General features: G+C 67.0%; 12 protein-coding genes and 1 pseudogene. 9 read left to right on the forward strand and 4 right to left on the reverse strand.

Translation table 11 applies throughout. The annotated features are described in order from the left end of the window. Window positions 1–61: 61 nt before the first annotated feature. Window positions 62–823 (reverse strand): queuosine precursor transporter, encoded by a 762-nt coding sequence (locus PV772_RS06830; RefSeq protein WP_347885725.1) that lies wholly within the window; start codon window positions 821–823, stop codon window positions 62–64. 192 nt (window positions 824–1,015) lie between these two features. On the opposite strand from PV772_RS06830, the gene PV772_RS06835 reads away from it, so the two are divergent. From PV772_RS06835 to PV772_RS06850, 4 genes and pseudogenes are all read left to right on the forward strand, one after another. After that, window positions 1,016–1,672: a TetR family transcriptional regulator gene (locus tag PV772_RS06835; protein ID WP_347885799.1), complete on the forward strand. Its 657-nt coding sequence runs from the start codon at window positions 1,016–1,018 to the stop codon at window positions 1,670–1,672. 21 nt (window positions 1,673–1,693) lie between these two features. After that, window positions 1,694–2,605 carry a TIGR01777 family oxidoreductase gene (locus PV772_RS06840; protein ID WP_347885726.1) on the forward strand — a complete coding sequence of 304 codons (912 nt, stop codon included), beginning with the start codon at window positions 1,694–1,696 and terminating at the stop codon, window positions 2,603–2,605. Then, window positions 2,602–3,063 carry a hypothetical protein gene (locus PV772_RS06845; protein WP_347885727.1) on the forward strand — a complete coding sequence of 154 codons (462 nt, stop codon included), beginning with the start codon at window positions 2,602–2,604 and terminating at the stop codon, window positions 3,061–3,063. Before PV772_RS06840 ends, PV772_RS06845 begins: the two co-directional genes overlap by 4 nt. Further along, a pseudogene (locus PV772_RS06850) lies at window positions 2,988–3,260 on the forward strand (bifunctional hydroxymethylpyrimidine kinase/phosphomethylpyrimidine kinase); the annotation flags it as partial. The gene PV772_RS06845 and the pseudogene PV772_RS06850, both read left to right, overlap by 76 nt. Window positions 3,261–3,351: 91 nt before the next feature. On the opposite strand, the gene PV772_RS06855 reads toward PV772_RS06850, so the two are convergent. Together PV772_RS06855 and PV772_RS06860 are read right to left on the reverse strand one after the other, a co-directional pair. Beyond that, a complete protein-coding gene (locus PV772_RS06855) occupies window positions 3,352–5,100 on the reverse strand; it encodes a pyruvate dehydrogenase (RefSeq protein WP_109045894.1) in 1,749 nt (582 codons plus the stop codon). A gap of 163 nt (window positions 5,101–5,263) precedes the next feature. Continuing rightward, window positions 5,264–6,655: an MFS transporter gene (locus tag PV772_RS06860; RefSeq protein ID WP_347885728.1), complete on the reverse strand. Its 1,392-nt coding sequence runs from the start codon at window positions 6,653–6,655 to the stop codon at window positions 5,264–5,266. Window positions 6,656–6,895: 240 nt separating this feature from the next. Between PV772_RS06860 and PV772_RS06865 the strand changes: the two genes are divergently transcribed. The 3 genes from PV772_RS06865 to PV772_RS06875 are packed head-to-tail and all read left to right on the forward strand — an operon-like array spanning window position 6,896 to window position 10,021. Beyond that, the gene (locus PV772_RS06865) at window positions 6,896–7,567 is read left to right on the forward strand and encodes a response regulator transcription factor (RefSeq protein ID WP_347885729.1); all 672 of its coding nucleotides are present in this window, start codon (window positions 6,896–6,898) and stop codon (window positions 7,565–7,567) included. Beyond that, complete coding sequence (locus PV772_RS06870; protein ID WP_347885730.1) at window positions 7,564–9,015, forward strand: HAMP domain-containing sensor histidine kinase; 1,452 nt, start codon at window positions 7,564–7,566, stop codon at window positions 9,013–9,015. The genes PV772_RS06865 and PV772_RS06870 overlap by 4 nt, the downstream gene beginning before the upstream one ends. Beyond that, window positions 8,999–10,021: a TAXI family TRAP transporter solute-binding subunit gene (locus PV772_RS06875; RefSeq protein WP_347885800.1), complete on the forward strand. Its 1,023-nt coding sequence runs from the start codon at window positions 8,999–9,001 to the stop codon at window positions 10,019–10,021. The genes PV772_RS06870 and PV772_RS06875 overlap by 17 nt, the downstream gene beginning before the upstream one ends. A 205-nt stretch (window positions 10,022–10,226) precedes the next feature. On the opposite strand, the gene PV772_RS06880 is transcribed toward PV772_RS06875, so the two are convergent. Further along, on the reverse strand, window positions 10,227–11,711 hold the full coding sequence (locus tag PV772_RS06880) for a helix-turn-helix domain-containing protein (protein WP_347885731.1): 1,485 nt from the start codon (window positions 11,709–11,711) through the stop codon (window positions 10,227–10,229). A gap of 176 nt (window positions 11,712–11,887) precedes the next feature. Here PV772_RS06880 and aceA point away from each other — a divergent pair, with 176 nt between their 5' ends. Together aceA and aceB are read left to right on the forward strand one after the other, a co-directional pair. Further along, the gene (gene aceA / locus PV772_RS06885; RefSeq protein ID WP_141158209.1) at window positions 11,888–13,204 is read left to right on the forward strand and encodes an isocitrate lyase; all 1,317 of its coding nucleotides are present in this window, start codon (window positions 11,888–11,890) and stop codon (window positions 13,202–13,204) included. A 219-nt stretch (window positions 13,205–13,423) separates the two neighbouring features. Next, the gene (aceB, locus tag PV772_RS06890) at window positions 13,424–15,076 is read left to right on the forward strand and encodes a malate synthase A (protein ID WP_347885732.1); all 1,653 of its coding nucleotides are present in this window, start codon (window positions 13,424–13,426) and stop codon (window positions 15,074–15,076) included. Window positions 15,077–15,233: the final 157 nt, after the last annotated feature.

Here is a 15,233-nt window from a genome sequence, read left to right on the forward strand (position 1 = left end):
CCGGCAGCTTTCCGGCGATCCCACGCGATCAGCAGTTGCAACGTACGACGCCGGGCGGCAGCTATGCGGCGTTTGTCACCACTTCCGCGGCGTGGCCGGCGGCGCCGTAACTGGGCTCGCGACGCTTGACCCAGTTGATGGCCAGCGAGGTTACGGGGACGAAGAGGAACTCCACCACGGTCTTGTACACGAAACCCACCAGCACGTAGTTCACGAAGCTGCCGGGGTCGGCGATGCCGATGACGGGTGCGGCGATGCTGCAGAAGATCAGCGTGTCCACAAACTCCCCGGCGCCCGAGGATCCCATGAGCCGCGCCCATAGGGACCTCTCCCCGGTGCGGGCCTTCATCCGGACCAGGATCCAGGAATTGATGGTCTGCCCTGCCAGGAATGCCAGCAGGGAGGCCAGGACGATTTGTGGCACGGGGCCGAGTGACCCCTCCAGGGCGGACTGCTTGGCGGCACCGTACTCGTCGTCGAACCCGGGCAGCGCAATGACAACCCAGTAGCAGAGGGAAGCGAAGACGGACAGCGCAAATGTGGTGAAAATGGCTTTGCGGGCCACCTTGAATCCGTAGACCTCACTGATCACGTCGCCGAGGATGTAAGCCAGCGGGAAGAGGAAGAAGCCGCCGTCGGTGACGATGGGGCCGAATGCCACCCCCTTGGACGCTCCAATGTTGGACAGGATCAGCACCACTGCCATGGCTGCCAGCATGATCCCGAAGTAGGGCGATCCGATGTCCGCGAATCTGGCGGCAGGACCTGCGGCAGTGGGTTGGACGGTTTGGGGCACGGCACTGTGGCCGGGGGCGGAGGACATTGAGGGATCCGTTCAGGAGTGGTTGGCCGGCCTGCCGTACTGGGCGGCCGGTTGTATTAGCACTCGTGCCATTCTCGCACTGCGGCGGCAAAGCTCTCCAAGGAGAAGGGCTGATTAGCACGGACACAGTTTTTGAACATGTTCAACTACTGTGGCACACTGTTTTTGAACATGTTCAAGAATGGGGATGCCGTGGCAGCGAAGAGCGAACAGACCAGGCAGCTGGTGGCGGACACCGCGCTGCGCATGTTCCGTGATATCGGGTTCGAGAAGACCACCATGCGCGCCATCGCCGCCGGGGCAGGCGTCTCCGTCGGCAACGCCTATTACTACTTCGCGTCCAAGGATGACCTGGTCCACGAGCTGTACATCCAGGTGCAGGCAGAACATGCGGCGCGGGCCTCACAAGCGTTGGACGGGACCGCTTCCCTGGCTGAGCGCCTGAAGGCCACGCTGCATGCCGGCCTTGACGTCATGGCCCCTTACCACCGGTTCGGCGCGGACTTCGTTGCCACGGCAATCCGGCCAACATCACCGGTGAACCCCTTCTCAGCACGGTCCACGCCCGCGCGCGAGGCATCCCTGGACATCTTCAGGCGCACCGTGGACGGGGCCAGGCCTGCCGTACCGAAGAAGCTGCGGACCGACCTGCCGGAGCTGCTGTGGCTTTGCTACATGGGCATCACCCTCTTCTGGGTCTATGACACCTCGGAGGGCCAGCGGCGGACCAGGAGGCTGGTGGACGGTGCGGCCCCACTCATTGCCCGCGGTCTCGCACTGGCCCGCATCCCGGGAGTCAGCAAGGTGCTGGACGACGTCCTGGACCTGAGCCGCAGCATCCGCGATTAGGGAAGAAACATTGGGGGAAACATGGACTGCACAAAGACCGTTGTGGTGGCGGGGGCTTCCGGCTTCATCGGCACATACCTTCGCCGGCGCTTCCAGGAAGACGGATGGACCGTGCGCACCGTTGGACGCAAGGGAACGGGCAGCGCCGCGGCCGGATGGGATGACGACGCCGTCATGGTCCGGGTGCTCAACGGCGCCGGGCTGGTGGTGAACCTCGCCGGACGGTCCGTCTCCTGCCGCTACAACCGGCGGAACAAGGCGCTCATCATGGACTCGCGCGTGGCCACCACCCAGGCCCTGGGGCGGGCCATCGCACAATGCCCGGAGCCGCCGTCGACCTGGCTCAATGCCAGCACCGGCACCATCTACCGGGATGCCAGGGACCACCCCCAGCCTGAAACCGACGGCGAGCTTGGCTCCGGGTTCTCCGTGGACGTGGCCAAAGCGTGGGAGGCCGCCCTCGCGTCGGCCACCACGCCGGCCACCCGGAAGATCCCGCTGCGGATCGCCATCGTGCTGGGCCGCGGCGGCGGCGCGCTGGCGCCGTTCGCCAACCTGGCGCGGCTGGGCCTGGGCGGCCACATGGGCGACGGCGGGCAGAAATTCAGCTGGATCCACGTGGAAGACCTGTACCGCAGCATCCGCTTACTGCATGCTCGGACCGACGTCACCGGACCCGTTAATGTGGCGTCGCCGGACGTGGTGAGCAACCGGGAAATGATGCGCCTGGTGCGGCGGGCCTACGGCGCCCCCTTCGGGCTCCCCACCCCTGCATGGCTCCTCCGTGCAGGGGCCGTCCTGATCCGCACCGAAACCGAGCTGGTGCTCAAAAGCAGGTGGGTCCAGCCGCAGAAACTCCTCGACGCGGGCTTCGTCTACAGCCAGCCGGAGCTGGGCCGGGCACTGCTGCAGATCGCCAAGGGCCGGGAATGAGCCACCCGCTCCGCGTCACCTTCGGCCCAGGCTCGTTCCTTCCCGGCGCGGGCCTCACGGTCCTGGCCTTCGGGTTCCCCCTGGGTTTCCCCGGCTACCTCTACGGAACGCTCTCCGCGCTAATCCTGGGAATGCCCCTGGCGCTGGTTGCCGGGATCTGCATGCGGCCCGTCCGCAACCAGCTGCTCCACGCCGTGGCCGTCGGCGTGGCAGGGCTGGTTACGGGGGTGCTCACGCTCATGGTCATCACCGGCAGCCACTGGTCCGCAATGTGGGGCACGATCCTGTGGACGGGGTTCTGCGCAGCGCTGGGGCGGGCAGCCGTGTCCGGCCTCGTCACAATCCATGACGCGCCTGCGCCGGAACCCGTGGCTGCGCGGAAGCCAAGGGCGGGGTTCGCCTGGAAGGCCCGGACGCCGTCGACGTCTTCTACGACGGTGAGACGCTCGAAGTCCTGAGTGCTCCCAAGGTGGGCGAGGTGGCAGTTTCCGGTGCGGGCTGCTCGTTGGCCGCCGCAGTAACCGCCGAGCTCGCAAAGGGTGCCACGCCGTTGGATGCTGCCCGGACCGCCAAGGATTTTGTTACCGCCGGCATCCGCAACCGCGTTGCCTCCGGTGCCCCGTTCGACGCCCTCTGGCAGGGCGGCGCCCGGTAGAACCGATCTCCCCGCGGGTTCGCCGGAAACCCTCGAGACCGCCGGGATTTTGCGGCGAACCCGGCAGTTTCCGGCGAACTCGGCAGTACAGCTAGCGCCGCGGGATGTTGCGCAGGTTGCTGCGCGCCATGCTCACGGCCTCGCCCGCTCCCCGGTTCAGCACCACCTTGGACATGGCCGTGGCGAATCCCAGCACCTGCGAGCCGGAGATCTTCGGCGGGATGGACAGCGCCTTGGGATCGGTGATGAGCTCCACCAGTGACGGGCCGGGGTGCGCGAACGCCTCCCGGTACGCCGCCTCGATCTGCGCAGGATCGGTCACCCGGACGGCATGGAAGCCCAGGGCTTTGGCCACGGCCGCGTAGTTGGCGTCCGGCACGTCCACGCCGAAGTCGGGCAGCCCGTCCACCAGCATCTCCAGCTTGACCATGCCCAGGGTGGAGTTGTTAAACACCACCACGTTCACCGGCAGCTTGTAGGCGGCCGCGGTGATGAGCTCGCCCAGCAGCATGGACAGCCCGCCGTCGCCGGAGACGGAGATGACCTGGCGGCCGGGGTAGGCCAACTGGGCGCCGATGGCGTGCGGCAGGGCGTTGGCCATGGAGCCGTGCAGGAAGGACCCGATCAGCCGGCGGGTGCCCAGCGGGTTGATGTACCGCGCGGTCCAGACGTTGCACATGCCGGTGTCCGCTGTGAAGATGGCGTCCTCGGCGGCCACCTGGTCCAGCAGCGACGCCGCGTACTCCGGGTGGATGGGCTGCTTCTTCTCCACCTTCCGGGTGTACGCGCCCACGGCCTTGTTCATTAGCCGGTCATGCTTCTTCAGCATCTGGTCCAGGAACCGGCGGCTCTTCTTCGCCGTCACCAGTGGCAGCAGAGCGCGCAGGGTGGGCAGCACGTCGCCGTGGACGGCAATGTCGACGTCGGTCCGGCGGCCCAGCCGGTGGGCCACCCGGTCCACCTGCGCGGTGCGGGTGTCCGGCAGGAACTGGTCATAGGGAAAGTCGGTGCCCAGGAGGACCAGCAGGTCGGCGTCCTCGATGCCCTCCGCGGCGGCTCCGTAGCCCAGCAACCCGGTCATGCCGATATCGAACGGGTTGTCGTACTGGACGAAGTCCTTGCCGCGCAGGGAGTGGCCCACCGGCGCCTTGGCCAGTTCGGCGAGCGCCATCAGCTCGCTGTGCGCCCCCTCCACGCCGGCGCCGGCGAAAATGGCCACCTTGCCGGCGTCGTTGATGGCGTCCGCGAGGGCCTGGACGCTGGCCGGGTCCGGGACCAGGCTGGCCGGCCGGAAGGTGGCCGGGAGCGGCGTGGGGCCTGCGGCTTCCAGTCCTGCAATGTCGCCAGGCAGGGTCACGACGGCGACTCCCCCAAGCCCCAGCGCGTGCTGGATGGCGCTGTGCATCACCCGGGGCGCCTGCTCAGCGGTGCTGACCAGCTCCGAGTACACCGAGCACTCGTTGAACAGCCTGTCCGGGTGGGTTTCCTGGAAAAAGCTGCTGCCGATCTGCTTGCTGGGGATGTGGGAGGCGATGGCCAGCACGGGCGCCCCGGAGCGGTTGGCGTCGTAGAGCCCGTTGATCAGGTGCAGGTTTCCGGGGCCGCAGGATCCAGCACAGACCGCCAGCCTGCCGGTGAGCTGGGCTTCGGCAGCGGCGGCAAAGGCAGCGGCTTCCTCATGGCGGACATGGATCCAGTCGATGCCGCCCTTCGCGGCGCCACCCGTTTGGCGGACGGCGTCCACGATCGGGTTGAGGCTGTCACCCACAATCCCGTAGATCCGCTGCACGCCGGCAGCCTGGAGTTGTTCGATGAGCTGGGTGGCAAGTTCCTTGGCCATGGTGCAGACTCCCGCGATTGTGGTGGTGTTGACACTCGCCCAATATAGTCCGCCCACCCCGGGCACACCTGGGCGTGGCATGCAAAAGGAGGCGTACGACGGCGGCCCGGCAGCCGCCGTCGTACGCCTCCTTGGGGAGCTGGCCCCTGGGTGCCGCTAAAGGCTACCGTCCGGCACCCACCCGCTCTTCGCCGTCGGCCGCGTTGGATGCCCATGCATGGCCCTGTTCGTCATCAAGGTGCGTGGCCTTCTTGTTCTTCAGGGCGAAGATGTATACCACCAGCGAGATCGCGATGGTGATGGTCACGTAGGTGAAGAACAGGTCCTCACGCGAGCCCTTCTGGAACGCGGCGCCGATCAGCGGCACGGTGCCGCCGAAGAGCGAGTTGGCGATCGCGTAGCCCAGGCCCACGCCGAGCGCACGGATGGAGGCGGGGAACAGTTCGGCCTTCACCAGGGCGTTGATCGAGGTGTAGCCGCCGACGATCAGCAGGCCACCCATCATCAGCAGGAACGCGGTGAACGGGTCCTTGGTGCCGGCCAGGGTGGAGAGCAGCGGCCAGGTGAACAGCACGCCGGTGATGCCGAACCAGAGCAGCAGCGGCTTGCGGCCCACCTTGTCCGAGATGATGCCGTAGACGGGCTGGAGCAGCATGAAGATGAACAGGGCCCAGAAGTTGATCACGGAGGTGTCGGTCTTGGCGATGCCGGAGGTATCGTTCATGAACTTCAGGATGAAGTTGGTGTAGGTGTAGAACGCCACGGTGCCGCCAAGGGTGATGCCGATGCAGACCAGCAGCGGCTTCCAGTAGCTCGTGAACAGCAGCTTCATGGTGCCCGGCTGGGCCTGTCCGGCAACCACGGGAGTCTTGGCGGCCTCGATCTGCTCGGCGGAAACGGTCTCCTCCATGGAGCGGCGGAGCCACAGGACCACGAGGGCAGCCACGCCGCCAATCGCGAACGGGATTCGCCAGCCCCACTCGCCCAGGTCGCCCTTGGGCATGGCGTTCTGCAGGATCACCAGGACCAGCAGGGCCAGCATTTGGCCGCCAATCAGGGTGACGTACTGGAAGCTGGAGAAGAAGCCGCGGCGCTTGCTGGTGGCGGCCTCGGACATGTAGGTGGCGCTGGTGCCGTACTCGCCGCCCACGGAGAAGCCCTGGATCACGCGGACCAGCACCAGCAGGATCATGGCCCACAGCCCGATGACGTCCTGGGTGGGCAGCACGGCGATGGCAAAGGAGCCTGCGGACATCATGGTGACGCTGAGCGTCAGCGCCGCCTTGCGGCCCTTGCGGTCCGCGTACCGGCCGAAGAACCAGGCGCCGATGGGACGCATCAGGAACGACGTCGAAAAGACGGCCATCGCTTCGAGGCCGGCCTGGAGCTCATCCTTGGAGTTGAAGAAGTGGGCCTGGAAGTAGGCGGCAAAGACGGTGTAGACGTAGAGGTCGTACCACTCCACAAGGTTGCCGGCGGAACCTTTCAGGATGTTGCCCACGGCCCGCCGGGTCTGGGCGGCCTCCGATCGGGGCGCGGTTTGCTGGGTGCTCATCGGTGAGTTCCTCCTTGTGGTGACGTGCGTCCTCCAACGCCGGAGGGCCTCATCCACGGTATGGGTGATCCACCGCACAACCAACGCGGAGGGGCAATTCCTAACACTTCCTTAGGTATCCGCTGACGGCCTCTCCCCGCCTTGCCGGCCTGCCGCCGTCGGGCAAATCCGTTCTTCAGGCGGTAGTCTCCAAAGGCGGGGGATGATCCAGGCACCGCAGCAACGGCAAGGAAGATGGCAATGGACGTGCTGATCGTCGAGGACGACGACGCCATGGCAGGTGCCCTGACCGCCGCCGTCGAAAGCGCCGGCCACCACCCCCGGCGGCTCGCGCGCGGCGCTGACGCGCTGCTCTCCCACCGGAACTTCCAGGTGATCCTCCTCGACCTGGGACTGCCGGACATGGACGGGCTGGAGGTGCTGCGCAAGCTCCGGCAGGTCACCGACGTCCCCATCCTGATCCTCACCGCGCGGGACGACGAACGCAGCGTGGTGCTCGGGCTCCGTTCCGGGGCGGACGACTACCTGGTCAAACCGGTCAAGCTGGTGGAACTGCTGGCCCGGATCGAAGCGGTGACGCGGCGGGCGGCGCGGGCCGTTGGCGTCCAGCAGGAAGACACCATTGTGCTGGACGACCTGGCGATCGACCTGAAGCGGCACACCGCTACAAAAGCGGGGCTGCCGCTGGCCCTGACCGCCACCGAGTTCGAACTCCTCGCCCTGCTGGCACGCCACGCCGGCTCTGTGGTTACCCGCGAACAGATCCTGGACGCACTGTGGGGTGACGCGTTCCTGGCCTCCTCCCGGTCCCTGGACGTCCACCTCACCGGGCTGCGGGCAAAACTGCAGAAACCGGGCTTCATCATCAACGTCCGCGGAGTGGGCTACCGGGTGGAGGCGGCTTCCGGATGAGGCTGCGGGTGCTGGGCGTCCTCAGCGTACTCTGCCTGGTGGTGGTCTTCCTGATCTCAAGCACCATCCTCACATCCGCGTCACGTGAACTGACCCAGGAGCTCCAGATCAACCGGGCCGCCTCCCTGAACCGGTTGGCCCAGGTGGCCTTTGACGCCGCGGGCGATGGCGACACGGCGCGGCTGCAGCGGGAGATGGACACGTATTCCGGGTTGTACGGCGAGGGGATCGTGGTGCGCGTCCAGGAGCAGACCCTGGCCTCCGGTGGTTTGGATGCCGGACGGCCCGACGTGCAGAACGCCTTGTCCCTGGCCCGGCTGAACGTCAGCAACACCACCCTTGAACCACTGGAACCCCTTGGCTCCGGTTCGCAGCTCATCTTCCGGCCGTTCGGCAGCGCCAGCCAGGTCCTGGGCGCCGTGCTGCTGGACGTCCATGCCGACGCTGCACGGCAAAAACTCCGCGAACGCTGGCTGGGAGTGGGGGTTGCCGCGCTTGCCCTGGCGGCCGTGCTCCTGGTGGGGGCTGCGCGGGTCACCGGCTGGGTCCTGCGTCCGGTCCTGCGCCTGGATTCGGCCCTGCACGAGCTGGAGCGGACCGGGCGCACCGGGAGCCTCCCTGAGGACGGGCCCCCGGAGCTGCGGGAACTGAGCCGGTCCTTCACAGCGATGGCGCGGACTGTCAGTGCCAGCATGGCAGCCCAGCGCCAGCTGATTGCGGACACCTCGCACCAGCTGCGCAACCCGGTGGGGGCACTCCGGCTGCGGCTGGACCTGCTGCAGCTCGAGTTGAAAACGGCCCGCGAACACGACGCGGCCGAACGTGCCGTGGCGGAGCTGGACCGGGTGGAAGAGATCCTGGACGGAGTGTTGAAACTCGCCGCAGCTGAGCACCGGGCGTCCGAAGGTTACCTGCGGGCTGCCGGCAGCCTCGAAGAGCTTCCCGCGCCGGACCCGATGGACCCGTTCCCTGTGCTCCAGGGCGAAATCGAACGGGCAGCCCCGTTGGCGGAACAGGCAGGCTGCCGGCTGGTCCTTGCTCCGGCCCCGCAGCCGCCGGCACTGGTTTCCTGCCACCCGGCGGAGCTGGCCCAGATGGCGGCCGAGCTCCTCAACAACGCCATCAAGTACGCCCGGGGTGCCACCATCACGGCGGCGGTCCGGCCGGAACCGGGCATGGTGGCGGTGGAAATTACCGACGACGGTCCAGGGCTTACCGCCGCTGAGCGCGCCTCGGCAGCCACCAGGTTCTGGCGGTCGCCTCAGCATGCGTCGGTTCCGGGCACTGGGCTGGGCATGACCATTGTGGGAGAGCTTGCCGCTGCCAACGGCGCGCGCCTGGTGCTGGCCGATGCCGTCCCCCATGGGTTGTCCGCGCGCATCGAGTTCCCCGCCCATCCTGCCGGCCATGCGCTCCCGGGTTCCAGCCGGGGTGGTGCCCGTGCGTGATCCCGTAGCCCCGGGCGGTCCATTGCCGCAAGTGCCGCGGCGGTCCGTGCTCACGTCAGTCGTCGCCGTCGGACTCGCGGCCTGCCTGCCGCCCGGCCTCAGCGCCTGCACCGGGGGCGACCGCCCGGAGGACCTGGTGGTGGCGGGCGGTGAGCCCGGCGGCTTCTACCTGGAGTTCTCGACGCTGCTGGCCGCAGCGCTTGAGCGCCATGGCGTAGCCGGCCACGCCCGGGCCGTGGCAACCGGCGGAAGCCTGGACAACATCGCCGAGTTGCGGGCTGGGCGTGCCGCCTTTGCCGTGGCCCTGGCCGATGCCGCCGGGGACCAGTCCGGCGGGGAGGCGGCAGGGATCGCTGCGATCGGCAAGGTTTATGAGAACTACGTCCACTGCGTGGTCCGGAAGGACAGTGGCATCCGGGACATTTCCGGGCTGGCAGGGCGGCGGGTGGCCGTGGGGCAACCCGGATCGGGGACTTCCCTTACCACTCCCCGGTTGCTCGAAGCAGCGGGGCTGGGCACCTCAACGGATGCCGCGCAGCCCTCTGCGGGGACTGCCGGCGTCGAACATCTTGGCCTGAACGACGGCATCGCGGCGCTCAAGGCGGGGACCGTGGATGCGCTGTTCTGGTCCGGTGGCGTGCCCACCGCCGCCATCGCCGCCGCGCAGCAGGAGGTGGCGCTGGAACTGCTGGACTTGTCCGCGCTGCTGCCGGAGCTGCGCCGGAGGTACGGCGGAATGTACGACCGGGTCCTGATTCCGGAGGGCAGCTATCCAGGAGTACCCGCGGTGTGGACAGTGGGGGCTCCCAACCTGCTGCTCTGCCGGCGGGACCTGGACAGCGCCACCGTGGAGCGCACAGTCCAGTTGCTGGTGCACAACGCCGGCGAACTCATTCCCCAATCCACCCTGGGCGTGCAGTTCCTTAGCGCGGAAAGCCTCATCAACACCGCCGGGATCCCCCTGCACCCCGCCGCCGCGGACGCGTACCGGGCGCTGCACGGCTGACCCAAACGCCCCATCACCTCCTGCCCCACAAACCAAAACGCCCCATCACCTCCTGCCCCACAAACCAAAACGCCCCATCACTTCCGCCCAGAAAGTGATGGGGCGTCAGAAGGAAACCGGCAGGAGCTGATGGGGCGTCAGGAAGAAACCGGCAGGAGCTGATGGGGCGTCAGGAAGAAACCCGCAGAAAGTGATGGGGCGTTGTTCAGCTCCCGGAGTGGGCCTGCAGGAAGCTGTACACCTCGGTTTCGTCCACTCCAGGGAAGGCGCCTGGGGGCATGGCTGCCAGCAGGTGCGAGTGGGCCCGCGCCGAGGGCCACGCGTTCCCGGCCCACTGGTTGGCCAGTTCGGCGGGCGGCCGTTTGCAGCAGTTCGGATCCGGGCAGTTGGACGTCGCCCTGGCCGTGGTTTCCCGCCCGCGGAACCACTTCACGTGCTGGTACGGCACCCCGATACTCAGGGAAAACTCCCCGCTGGCGGACCGCTCGGTGCGGGCCGTGCACCAGTACGTGCCGGACGGCGTGTCAGTGTACTGGCTGTAGGCGCTGAACTTGTCCGGGACGTCGAACACCGCCCGCGACGTCCAGGCCTTGCACGACGGCTGGCCCTCGATGGCGCCGGTGTGGTCCTGCGGGAAGTTCACGCCGTCGTTCTCGTACGCCTTGTAGATGATGCCGCTCTGGTGGGTCTTCTGGAAATGCGTCGTAATGCCGAGGTGCTTGGTGGCCAGGTTGGTAAACCGGTGCGCGGCGGTCTCATAGGACACGGCGAACGCGTCCCGGATGTCCTCGACGGCGATTTCCTTCGCTGCTTTGGCTTTTTGCAGAAATTCGACGGTTGCCTGCTCGGGCAGGAGCAGGGCGGCGGCGAAGTAGTTGGTGGCTACCCGCTGGGCCAGGAAGTCACCGTAGTTCTTAGGCGTTTCATGGCCCAGGACATAGTGGCCCAGGGCCTGCAGCAGCACCGAGCGCGGGTCGTGGTCCTGCCGCTGGCTCTGCGTCAGGTAAATTTTGCGGTTCTTCAAATCCGTCACGGAACGGGTGGAATGCGGCAAATCCCCCACGTGATGCAGGGTGAAACCGAGATGCTCGGCGATGTCCGCGATGACGTGCTGGCTCAGCGGACCTGCGGTGTAACCCACCTCCTTGAGGACCTTCTGCGCCTCTGCCTCGTACTCAGGGAAATAGTTGCCGCGCTCCCGCATCATGGCCCGCAGTTCGCCGTTGGCGCGGCGGGCTTCCTCCGGGGTGGCCACCTGCTCGTTCATCTTCCGTTCCAGCTCGTGCAGCAGTCCCACCTGGGCCTCCAGCACATCCAGCGGAAGCCGCGAACTGATGCGGATTTTGGGCAGGTCCAGCGACTCGTACAGCGGCCCGCGCTGGTAGCGCTCCAGCTCGATTTCCAGGGCGGCGCGGCGGCTGGGCGGCTCGGCCCCGAGCAGCTGGTCGATGCTGACATTCAGCGCCGCTGCCAAGTGCTGGAGCAGCGTCAGCTTGGGCTCCCGCTTGCCGTTCTCGACCAGGCTCAGCTGGCTGGGAGCGGTCCCGACGGCGGCACCCAGGTCATCGAGCGTGAGCCCGGCTTGTTTGCGGAGATGGCGGACGCGGCGGCCCAGCGCAATGACGTCAAGTTCCGCTGCGGCGGCTGACGGCGGCTGGGAAACGTCCCTGTTCCAGCTTGAAGGCGACATTTATGAAGAATACGTGAAGAAGTGCATTTCTTTCCAGACTTTCCATCTAGAAAGGGGGTTGAAAGTGCTGAAAAGTAGTTGTCACGGAAAGAAACACCGCACCGGATAAGCCGGTGGGAACCTCAACGAAGCGGTTCCCACCTACTCCATCCGGAGCTCAATCAAGGAGATCAACGATGACTGCAGCATTTGAGCCCACCCAGCAGACGCCCGAAGAACAGGCCGCCGCCCTGGAGCTCGAGTGGGCCGCCAACCCCCGCTGGGAAGGTGTGACCCGGGACTACTCAGCCTCCGACGTCGTCCGCCTCCGCGGCCGCGTCACCGAAGAGCAGACGCTGGCCCGCCGCGGCTCGGAAAAGCTGTGGAAGCAGCTCACCGAGGAGCACAAGACCGGCGGCTACACCAACGCCCTGGGCGCCCTCACCGGCAACCAGGCCGTGCAGCAGGTCAAGGCAGGCCTGCGCGCCATCTACCTTTCCGGCTGGCAGGTCGCGGCCGACGCCAACAACTCCGGCCACACCTACCCGGACCAGTCGCTCTACCCGGCCAACTCCGTTCCCACCGTGGTCCGCCGCATCAACAACGCCCTGCTCCGCGCAGACCAGATCGAGTTCTCCGAGGGGATCCAGACGGTCGAGGACTGGCTGGTCCCGATCGTTGCCGACGCCGAAGCCGGCTTCGGCGGTCCGCTGAACGCCTACGAACTCATGAAATCCATGATCCAGGCCGGCGCAGCAGGTGTTCACTGGGAAGACCAGCTCGCCTCGGAGAAGAAGTGCGGCCACCTCGGCGGCAAGGTCCTGATCCCCACCCAGCAGCACGTCCGCACCCTGAACGCCGCCCGCCTGGCGGCAGATGTCGCAGGCACCCCCACGGTCGTCATTGCCCGCACCGACGCCGAGGCCGCCACCCTGATCACCTCCGACGTCGACGAGCGCGACCAGGAATTCATCACCGGCGAGCGCACCGCCGAGGGCTTCTACAAGGTCCGCAACGGCATCGAACCCTGCATCGCCCGCGCCAAGGCCTACGCCCCCTACTCCGACCTCATCTGGATGGAAACGGGAACCCCGGACCTGGAACTGGCCCGCAAGTTCGCGGAGTCCGTCAAGGCCGAATTCCCGGACCAGATGCTCTCCTACAACTGCTCGCCGTCCTTCAACTGGCGCAAGCACCTGGACGACGCCACCATCGCCAAGTTCCAGCGCGAACTCGGCGCCATGGGCTTCACCTTCCAGTTCATCACCCTGGCCGGCTTCCACGCCCTGAACTACTCGATGTTCGACCTCGCCCACGGCTACGCCCGTGAAGGCATGAGCGCCTACGTCGAACTCCAGGAAAAGGAATTCGCCTCCGAATCCCGCGGCTACACCGCAACCAAGCACCAGCGCGAAGTCGGCACCGGCTACTTCGACACCATCTCCACGGCGCTCAACCCGAACGCGTCGACCCTCGCCCTCGTGGGATCCACCGAAGAGGGCCAGTTCCACTAGCAACTTACGACGGCGGGTGTCGCCTCCGGCCTTCGGACCGACGTCGCTCTGCCTGCTATTCCCCACGCCCGCCCCATGACCTCGTAGAACTCGGTCGGGGGCGGGCACGGGGCCCCTTTACGCAGGCTGCCGCGACACCGGCTCCTCGGCCTCGTGCCTCAGTCGCCGCCCTGCCGCTACCCGCCGTCGAACTTCCCTTTCGTCTTTAAGGAGACTGAGATGAACAGCTTCACCGATAGCTTCACCATCAATGGCATCACCATGACCGCCCAGCCCATCTGCCGGCAGGACGAGGTGCTGACGCCGGACGCCCTGTCGTTCATCGCGAAGCTGCACCGGGCCACTGCGGAGCGGCGGCAGGAACTGCTCCAGGCGCGACGCACCCGGCGGGCTGACATCGCCGCCGGAGCGGACCCGCGGTTCCTGCGGGAAACCGAGCACATCCGGAATGATCCGTCCTGGCGGGTCGCTCCCCCGGCCCCGGGCCTGGAGGACCGCCGCGTGGAAATCACGGGCCCGGTGGACAAGAAAATGACCATCAACGCCCTGAACTCCGGTGCCAAGGTATGGCTGGCGGACATGGAGGACTCCTCCACCCCCACGTGGCGGAACGTCATCAAGGGCCAGCTGAACCTCACCGACGCCCTGGAACGCCGGATCGACTTCACCACCGAAGAAGGCAAGGAGTACAAACTCCGCCCGGCCGGCGACCTGCCCACCATCGTGGTCCGCCCCCGCGGCTGGCACCTGCCGGAAAAGCACATGCTCATCGACGGCCAGCCCATCGCCGGCGGCATCGTGGACTTCGGCCTGTTCTTCTTCCACAACGCCCGCCGCCTCCTCGCCCAGGGCAAGGGCCCGTACTTCTACCTGCCCAAGATCGAGAACCACCTCGAAGCCCGGCTGTGGAACGACATCTTCATCCTGGCGCAGGACCTGCTCGGCATCCCCCAGGGCACCATCCGCGCCACGGTGCTGATCGAAACCATTACCGCAGCGTTCGAAATGGAGGAGATCCTCTACGAACTCCGCGACCACGCGGCAGGCCTGAACGCCGGCCGCTGGGACTACATCTTCTCCCTGATCAAGAACTTCCGCACCCGCGGCCCCCGCTTCGTCCTCCCGGACCGCGGCCAAGTGACCATGACCCAGCCGTTCATGCGCGCCTACACCGAACAGCTGGTCCGGGCCTGCCACAAGCGCGGCGCCATGGCCATCGGCGGCATGGCGGCAGCCGTGCCCAACCGCAAGGACCCCGAAGCCAACGCCAACGCCCTCGAAAAGGTCCGCGCAGACAAGACCCGCGAGGCCAACGACGGCTTCGACGGCTCCTGGGTGGCACACCCGGACCTGGTCCCCGTGTGCCGCGAGGTGTTCGACGGCGTCCTGGGCACCAAGCCGAACCAGCTGGACCGGCTCCGCGAAGACGTCACGCCGGACGACCGTGCCCTGATCGACGTTGCCGCGACCACCGGCACCATCACCGAGCAGGGCATCCGGAACAACATCGAAGTGGGCATCCGCTACATCGAATCCTGGCTTCGCGGCAACGGCGCGGTGGCCATCCACAACCTCATGGAGGACGCCGCCACCGCGGAGATCTCCCGCTCCCAGCTGTGGCAGTGGATCTACGCCCGGGCCATCACCGACCAGGGCGAGATCGTCAGCCACGAGTGGGTGGAAGAACTCCTGGACGAGGAATTCGCCCGGCTGGAGCGCTTCGACGGCGACCGCTTCGAGGACGCCCGCGACATCTTCGAGGAAGTCACCCTCGCCCGTGAGTTCCCTTCCTTCCTCACCCTCCCCGCCTACGCCCGCTACCTGACCGAAGCCCGCGAAAAGGCCACCGTCGAGGAACTCGCCGCCGCGTAACCAAACCTCCGTTTGCCGGGCCGGCACGCCCTTCGCAACAGGCCCCCCGAAATCCGGGGCGCCGGCCCGGCAACGGAACACCCCTCACACCCCCGCTCACTTACTGCAGGAAAACCCGAAACGCCCGATCACTTTCCCAAAGAAAGTGACCGGGCGT

The organism is Pseudarthrobacter sp. CC12, assembly GCF_039907755.1.
GTDB classification, from domain to species: Bacteria; Actinomycetota; Actinomycetes; order Actinomycetales; family Micrococcaceae; genus Arthrobacter; species Arthrobacter niigatensis.

Bases quoted from the DNA above. Each gene is read 5' to 3' on its own strand.
- PV772_RS06830 (WP_347885725.1), bottom strand. From the start codon at position 823: ATGTCCTCCGCCCCCGGCCACAGTGCCGTGCCCCAAACCGTCCAACCC.
- PV772_RS06840 (WP_347885726.1), top strand. From the start codon at position 1,694: ATGGACTGCACAAAGACCGTTGTGGTGGCGGGGGCTTCCGGCTTCATC.
- PV772_RS06845 (WP_347885727.1), top strand. From the start codon at position 2,602: ATGAGCCACCCGCTCCGCGTCACCTTCGGCCCAGGCTCGTTCCTTCCC.
- PV772_RS06855 (WP_109045894.1), bottom strand. From the start codon at position 5,100: ATGGCCAAGGAACTTGCCACCCAGCTCATCGAACAACTCCAGGCTGCC.
- PV772_RS06860 (WP_347885728.1), bottom strand. From the start codon at position 6,655: ATGAGCACCCAGCAAACCGCGCCCCGATCGGAGGCCGCCCAGACCCGG.
- PV772_RS06865 (WP_347885729.1), top strand. From the start codon at position 6,896: ATGGACGTGCTGATCGTCGAGGACGACGACGCCATGGCAGGTGCCCTG.
- PV772_RS06870 (WP_347885730.1), top strand. From the start codon at position 7,564: ATGAGGCTGCGGGTGCTGGGCGTCCTCAGCGTACTCTGCCTGGTGGTG.
- PV772_RS06880 (WP_347885731.1), bottom strand. From the start codon at position 11,711: ATGTCGCCTTCAAGCTGGAACAGGGACGTTTCCCAGCCGCCGTCAGCC.
- aceA (WP_141158209.1), top strand. From the start codon at position 11,888: ATGACTGCAGCATTTGAGCCCACCCAGCAGACGCCCGAAGAACAGGCC.
- aceB (WP_347885732.1), top strand. From the start codon at position 13,424: ATGAACAGCTTCACCGATAGCTTCACCATCAATGGCATCACCATGACC.